General features: G+C 62.2%; 4 protein-coding genes and 1 pseudogene. 2 read left to right on the plus strand and 3 right to left on the minus strand.

All coding sequences use genetic code 11. The annotated features are described in order from the left end of the window. Window positions 1-76: 76 nt before the first annotated feature. A complete protein-coding gene (locus U1700_RS13610; protein ID WP_332753222.1) occupies window positions 77-931 on the minus strand; it encodes an N-formylglutamate amidohydrolase in 855 nt (284 codons plus the stop codon). Window positions 932-1,025: 94 nt separating this feature from the next. Here U1700_RS13610 and cpdR point away from each other — a divergent pair, with 94 nt between their 5' ends. Continuing rightward, entirely contained in the window at window positions 1,026-1,403 is a 378-nt protein-coding gene (gene cpdR / locus U1700_RS13615; protein WP_332753223.1) for a cell cycle two-component system response regulator CpdR, read from the plus strand. Between the two features lie 64 nt (window positions 1,404-1,467). Here cpdR and U1700_RS13620 read toward each other — a convergent pair whose 3' ends face one another. Beyond that, window positions 1,468-4,026, minus strand: a complete 2,559-nt coding sequence (locus U1700_RS13620) for a TonB-dependent receptor (protein ID WP_332753224.1) — start codon at window positions 4,024-4,026, stop codon at window positions 1,468-1,470. A gap of 82 nt (window positions 4,027-4,108) precedes the next feature. Further along, window positions 4,109-5,710: a tetratricopeptide repeat-containing sulfotransferase family protein gene (locus U1700_RS13625; protein ID WP_332753225.1), complete on the minus strand. Its 1,602-nt coding sequence runs from the start codon at window positions 5,708-5,710 to the stop codon at window positions 4,109-4,111. A gap of 587 nt (window positions 5,711-6,297) precedes the next feature. Here U1700_RS13625 and U1700_RS13630 point away from each other — a divergent pair. Further along, a pseudogene (locus tag U1700_RS13630) lies at window positions 6,298-7,464 on the plus strand (hypothetical protein); the annotation flags it as partial.

Consider the following 7,464-nt stretch of genomic DNA (forward strand, 5'->3'; position numbering starts at 1 on the left):
CACTTCGGTGCGTTCCTCCCTGAACTTCGGCCATCGCGGTATTCCCGCGGTGGCCGATTTTTTATAGGCCCGTGTTTTATTCCGCCGCGATTGCCGACGCGCCGGTGTCGCCAATCAACTTGGCCAGATCGCTCGCCAGCGATGCGAGCAAATGGCTGCAGCGGTCAAACCCGGAACCGGGGCTCATGAGGTCGCGCGCAAGATAGGCCGACCGGTCGAGCTCAATCTGGAGGGCATGGATCCCGGCGTGCGGACGGCCGTGACGCTCGACGATATAACCCCCGGCGTAAGGATCGTTGCGGATCGCGGCAAAGCCGTTTTTGGTGGCCGACGACAGAGCGCGCAGACTAAGCCACTCGGCCGCACTTGACCCGTGCCGATCGCCGATCACGACCGGTTCGCGGCGTGTTGGCGGCATCGAGTGGAGATCGAGCAGCAGCGCGATCCCGTGCGCCGCGACCAACTGGCCAAGCTGATCGTCGATCGCCGAATGATAGGCGGTGTGGACGGTGGCGAGCCTTTCCTCATATCGCGCGAAGGGCAGGGGGGATCGCCACAGCGCACCATGGCGATGGGTTCGCGACGGCACGATACCGAGCCCGTGCCGCGCCCGCGGGCCGAGCGGGACGCTACCCGTCGTGGTGCCATCACGGGGAGCAATCGAGGCGGGATCAAGCTCGTCAGGCGAACGGTTGCAGTCGATTACCCCGCGCGGGGTCTGCGCAATTGCCGCGCCATAGCCCGCTGCCAGTAGCCGCCACGCCAGTCGGTCGACCAGCGGGTCCTCGAGCGTGGCCAGCGCGCGCATCCCGTGGCGGGCTTGGCGCAACAGCCAGTCGGGATAGTCGCGCCCGCTATGGGGAATCGACAACAGGATGGGGACGCCATTTCGCGGCGCGATCACGAGCGGCGGCGCCAGGTCAAGTTCCATCGTCGTCCGCCTACCGCTCGGCCTGTCGCACGGCAATTGTGCTTTTGCGCTATCTGGCTGGAATTTCTTAAAGGTTGCGCGCATATAAGAGGGGATGATCCGGATCCTGCTGGCAGAAGACGACACGTCGATGCGCGAATATCTGGCGCGGGCACTGACCCGTGTCGGTTACGACGTGGCCGCGGTAGGCTGTGGCACCGAAGCCATGCCGCTGCTCGAAGCGGGCAAATATGATTTGCTGCTGACCGACATCGTCATGCCTGAGATGGATGGGATCGAGCTTGCCCAAAAGGCGAGCGTCATCGATCCCGCGATCCGCGTCATGTTCATCACCGGTTTTGCTGCGGTTGCGCTCCAGGGCGGACGCACCGCACCAGAGGCCAAGCTGCTGTCGAAGCCGTTCCACCTGAAGGACCTCGTCGCCGAGGTCGATCGCCTGTTCCAGAGCGAGGACCAGCACGGCCGACTTTAGGCGGCGCGCATTTCTGGAACGGCAATGGCCCCTCCCGCATCAGCGAGAGAGGCCTTTTTATTGGCTAGAACTTGTACCCGGCGCGAAGCCCGATCGTGCGCGGGGTGCCGGGGACCACGAGGACGCGCTGGCAGATGCTGCAGGCGACGCCGCGGGTTAGCTGGTTGCGTTTGTCGAACAGATTGGTGACGTACAACTCGATGTTCATGAAGCGCCAGTCGAGCCCGACGGCCGTATCGACCAGCGTCGCCGACGGAAGCTTGCCGGTGACAAGATTGTCGGCGGTGCGAAGCTGGGTAGTGGCCGACGACTTGTAGCTGACGCCCGCTTGGACATGCGCCTTCATCGCCGAGGCCAGCGACCAGCTGTAGCGGGCTGTCGCCGATCCCTTGATCTTCGGCGTCACCGGCAGTCGCGTACCGGCCGGCGCGACAATCGAATCCCCGGTGCAATTGGCATCGGCTGCGATGCTGGCGCAGATGTTACCGCTGGTCTTGGCGTCCGAATAGGCCACCGCTGCGTTCAGTGTCAGCCCATTGCCAGTGTAGCTGATGTCGCTTTCGACCCCGTTAATCTCGGCATCGCGGCCATTCTGGATGACCGTTAGCGAGTTGAGACCAAGGTAACTGAACTGGAATTTCTTCCAGATCTGGTGATAGGCCGCACTGTTCCAATGAACCGCGCCGTTGAACGCGGTGAGCTTGAGTCCGATCTCGTAATTGGTCAGATAGTCGGGCTGATAAGGATCTCCGATGCGGCGGTTGATGCCGCCCGGACGAAAGCCCCGCGACCAGGTCAGGTAGCCAAGTGCATTGGGCGAAAATTTGTAAGTCGCGTTGAGGCGGTGGGTGAAGCCATGGCCCTTTGCGCGCTTGGGCACGACGGTGCCATTTACAAAGTCTCCGACGTTTGTGCACGGTGTTCCCGGCAGGCTGCCGGTGGCGAAAGTCGTGTCCGTCCCGTTGGCGAGTGAATCGCGAAGTGAATCGCCGCTCGTAGTGTAGCACGCCGCCACACCCGTCCTTGAACTGCCGGCGCCATTGTAAGGCGGGCCATTAGGATTGCGGCCGAAGCCAGCGAAGCCGAACAGCGAATTGTCATATTTGAAGACGCGGCCCCCGGCCGTGATCGTGAATTGCGGGGTGACGTCGAACGCCGCTTCGCCGAACAGCGCATAATCCTTATCGACCCGCGTCTGCTTGGTTAGCCACAACGTTCCCGGACGACCGTTGACCGATAGCGCAGGGGCCAGATTATCGACGATATAATCCTGGAAGATATTGTTCGACTGGCGCTGGTAGAAAGCGCCGGCGATGACGCGGAACGGCTGATCAGTCGGCGAAGCGATCCGGAATTCCTGGCTCAGCTTCTTGAAGTGATCAGTGCCGGTAATGTGCTGGCGCGGATCAATCGTATTGCCCGCGCTGTCCTGGAAATAGAAGTAGTTGGCGAGGCCGCCGTAAGAGGCATATGCCTGGTCGTACGTATCGGCATAGTCGGTATAATCCGACGTCGTGTAGGTTTTGCGATCGAGGTAGGCGCCGGCATAGGTCAGGTCGAAATTGCCGATCTTGCCCTCGACGGTCAGTGCCGCCTGAGTGAACTTGTCCTTGCGTATCTCGGGGAAGAAGCGATCGACCTTGAGGTCGCCAAGCTTGGGATCATAGCTGAAATTGCCATGGCTTTTTAGCGACTGGTGCATGATCGCCGGGGTGACTGTCCAATTATCGTCAAGGTCGATCTTGAGCGCCGCGCGACCGCCATAAGTGGTCGAGTCGTTGAAATTGTCCTTGACCAGCTTGGCGTTGTTGACCGTGATCCCGGGATTATAGCCCGTTATGATCTGCTCTGGTGGGTTCGTCTCACTGCTGGGATCGGGTCCAAAGATCGGCGTGCCGATATAGGTCCGGCTTCCCCGGATATTGTCAATGTAGCCGGCATCGCGCTGCCAGAAGCCGACGCCGCGGAAGGCAATGCGGTCGCCGATCGGCAGGTTAATCATTCCCTCGAGCTTGCCGCCCTGACCGCCGTGAGCGACGGTATTGATTTCGCCGTCGATCCGGCCCTCGGTCGTGTGAAGCCGGGGCTTATTGGTGATGATGCGGATCGTGCCCGCCTGGCTCGATGCACCGTAGAGTGTGCCCTGCGGCCCGGCCAGACTCTCGATCCGGGCGATGTCGTAGATGTGGACATCAAGCGTACCGCCGATCGTGGTGACCGGCTGCTCGTCGAGATAGGTGCCGACCGACGGCAACGATCCCGAATGATTGCCGTCGCCGCCGGTTGCGACGCCGCGCATGTAGACGACGGTGACGCCGGGCTGGCTGGTCTGGAAGCTAACCGACGGGAGCTGCTTGGTATATTGCTCGAAATTCGAGATGTTGAGCTGATCGAGGCGGCGGGTGCCGATCGCCTGGATCGAGACCGGTACCTTCGACAGATTTTCCTCGCGCTTCTGCGCGGTGACGATGATCTCGGTGCTGTCGGGGGAAAGTCCGTCCTGCGCGACCTGCGCGGTGGCGGGGGGGGGCGTATCATTGGCACCGGTCTGGCCCAATGCGGGCGTCGCAAGAGCCGATGACGCGAGCAGGCCCGCCGCAAGCGAGCGATAGTAAAGCTTCATCACGTAATTCCCCCGATGTTGTTCCAGAGGCTGGCGACAGGGGGCGGGGCCGTCAACCCGGCTTAAGTGTAGCGCACAATATTCATTGCGAGCGTGGCACAAAAGCCTCGGGCGGAGCGGGGTAACAATCGATTACCGGACCGAGCGCTTCAACCAGTTCGCCAAGCCACGGTTCGTAGGACCGCCACTCGGCGAGCGCGTCGCGATAGATTGGCTGCCGCACCTGCTCGCTCGACGGGGTACGCACGGCGCGCTCGGTCTGATGAAAAGCGAGGCAGGCGGGATCGAACGGCAGGCCGCACGCCGCGAGCAGTGCGCGCACTTCGCTCTCGGTGTCGTCGACGAGCTGCTCGTAGATCACGCGATGGACCCGACCCGGCGCGACGGCATCGACTTGCGCCATCAACCGCACATAGTCCGAATAATAATGGCCAAGATCGGCCAGATCGTAGGTGAACGCCTGCCCGCGCGCGAAATGCTGCCGATAATTGGCCAGGCAACAGGCGATCGGATGGCGCCGAATATCGATAATCGTCGCATTGGGGAGCACGGCGAGGATGAACGGGACGAATTGCCAGTTATTGGGCAGCTTGTCGGTGAAGTGCGGGCGGTCGGTCTGGCGCTGAATCGCAGCGCGAGCGAGATAATTGGAGCCCAGCTCCGCGCGCTGCGCGGGCGTAAGGTCGGCGAGGAGGGCGGGGTAGGGCGCGCCACTGCGCGCGACCGCCGGTAGGTCGGGAAGCTCGCCCGTTCCCTCGACCAGCGGATGGCTCGACAGGATCTGCTCGACCAGGGTTGACCCTGACCGCGGCATGCCGACGATGAAGATCGGCGCGCGATCGGTGGCGCCGCCCCTCGCCCGGTCGAACACCGCCCCCGTCATGACGGCGATACTCCGGTCGACCAGGGTCGTCGTCTCGCGCCACCGGTAGGGCTGGCTCTCAAGCCGTAAGATATTAGCCCGGCGATAATGTTGGAAGGCGGCGCCATGATCGCGCCGGTCGTGCATTGCCTTGCCCAGCGCAAAGTCGAGGTGGACGCGATCTTCGGGCCCCAAGCCCGGCACGGCGAGCGCGTCGGTCATCTGGGCAACATCAGCCTCGTCGAAGCGATATGTTTTAAGGTTTGCAAGGCTCCACCATGCTTCGCCCAGTGTCGGCTGGAGCGCGATCGAGTTTCGATAGGCGGCGATCGATTCGTCGAGCCGGCCGATTGTCTTGAGCATCGTTCCCAGGCTGAGGTGGAGCCGCGGCTGGTGCGGAGCCCGCTCAAGCACGCGGCGATAAAGATCGATGGCTTCGTCAAACCGTCCCAGCCGACCAAGGATCGACGCCTTGAGATTTTGATGCCCCAGATCCGAGGGCTCGTTCGCCAATATTTCCTCGAGCAGGGCAAGCGCATCACCATGGCGGCCGGTCCGATTAAGGATCAGCGCGAGGTTGGCGCGAGCCGCCGTGAAGCCCGGTGCAATCTCGATCGCCCGGCGAAGCAACGTCTCGGCATCGGTCATTCGCCCGAGCCGCGCGGCAAGTTCGGCCATCATGCGGATCGCGGCGACATTGTAAGGATCATCGCGAAGCTCGGCGCGCAACAGTCGCTCGGCAACATCGAGCTGATTTTCGGACAGCGCCGCGCCGCATGCGAGGAGGCGTTGATCGGCGGCGGAAAGGACGGTGGTCGACACCGCGGCGGTTTGCCCGCGAGCGAGGTTTCACGCAAGCGCAGGACCGGTGCGACTCGGCTGCGACTCGCCGACCCGATTAGCCAAGACGTTGCAGGAAGGCCGCAATTCGTCCCGTTTCGGGAAGCGCGGTCCATTTTTTTGTAGTTGGCTGCTGTGGCCCATCCTCCCAACTGAGTCTGTTCCGCGCCCCGATTCTCCGCGTTAAACTTCTGCTAACCCAGATTATAAAATGTCATATTTCTCCCTATACTTTAAACCTATTGAAGAACAGGCCATTCGCGCCATTGCCACATAACGAGAAATAGTTTGAATAGCTACCATAGTGGCAATCAGATTTAAAGATTGACTGTAATTCATGTCGAATAACGCCCCAGCGTTAACCAATAGCAACTTTCGAATATCTTGAGCTTGGGCTTTGTCGCTCGACGGCTCCATAGTGACGCCACTTGCAAAACCGTATCTTTCGGCGTTTTAATTCACATTGAAGCTCGGGGCTCCACCTCATCGTTAACGGTTTTCGTAAAACGTCCGGTGAACTCGTGCGAATAGAATCCGGTCTCAGGGACCGGGTGGCGGAAGGGCAAGACATGCGACACGACGACACCTCGCTTGGCGGAACGCAACATAATGCGCATCACGAGCATGAGCTCGCGGCAGCTGCGGCGACCACTCGCCCCGCTCATGTCCCGACGGCGCAGGGTCTCAGCCCCACGGCGGCCCCAATCCTCATCCAGGCCAATGCCCAGCGCATCGTCCCCGGACCCGACGGGATCGTCACGCTCCCTGCGGGCGTGGAGCTTGCCGATGTCCACGCGGTCGGTCGCGACCTGGTCATCAACTTGCCCGATGGCACCCAAATGGTGATCGTCGATGGCGCGGTATTCGTGCCCGAACTTGTAATCGGTTCGGTTGAGGTCCCCGCCACCAACCTCGCCGCTCTGCTGATCGACGCCGAGCCCAAGCCCGCCGCTGGCAATCCGCAGTCGAGCGGCGGCAATTTCGCAGTTCCGGTCGGCCCGCTCGATCCGGGCGCCCCGCTTGGCGACCTCCTCCCGCCGACCGAACTCAGCTACACTCCGCCGACCTATCGCGAGTTGGCGGTTGCCGTCGTCAATCACACCCCGAGCGTCATCATCGATACGCCCGATAATCCGGCCGGCGCGATCAACGCCACGGCGACGGTCAACGAAAGCGGCCTGCCGTCGGGCAGCGACGCCGCGTCGACGAGTGAGACCACTACCGGTTCGATCATCGTCACCTCGCTCGACAATCCGACCACGGTCACGATCAATGGCGTTGTCGTCACGGGCGTCGCGGGTCAGGTCATCACGGGTGCTTATGGCACGCTGACCATCATCAGCGTCACGTCCGACGCAGTCAATTACAGCTACACGCTGTCGGGCCCGAACGCGGGCGACACGAACAAGGACATCTTCACCGTCGTCGTGACCGATCGCGATGGCGACACGGCATCGTCGACGCTGACCATTGCGATCGTCGACGACATGCCGACGGCGCGTCCCGATACGGATGCGCTTAGCGCGGGGGCCTATGGTCCCGAGGCGGGCAATGTCATCACCGGCGCCGGCACGACCAGCGGTGCGGTGGGCGCCGACACCAAGGGTGCCGATGGCGCTTCGGTGACCGCGATCAGCGCGGGTGCGACGAGCGACACGAGCTTCGATGAAGCGGGCAACCTGGTGCTTCACGGCACCTATGGCACGCTGACGATGAAGGCCGACGGCAGCTACAGC

It is taken from the genome of Sphingomonas sp. RB1R13 (assembly GCF_036663775.1).
GTDB lineage: Bacteria > Pseudomonadota > Alphaproteobacteria > Sphingomonadales > Sphingomonadaceae > Sphingomicrobium.

Coding starts and splice junctions, on each gene's coding strand:
- U1700_RS13610 (WP_332753222.1), bottom strand. CDS start 931: ATGGAACTTGACCTGGCGCCGCCGCTCGTGATCGCGCCGCGAAATGGC.
- cpdR (WP_332753223.1), top strand. CDS start 1,026: ATGATCCGGATCCTGCTGGCAGAAGACGACACGTCGATGCGCGAATAT.
- U1700_RS13620 (WP_332753224.1), bottom strand. CDS start 4,026: ATGAAGCTTTACTATCGCTCGCTTGCGGCGGGCCTGCTCGCGTCATCG.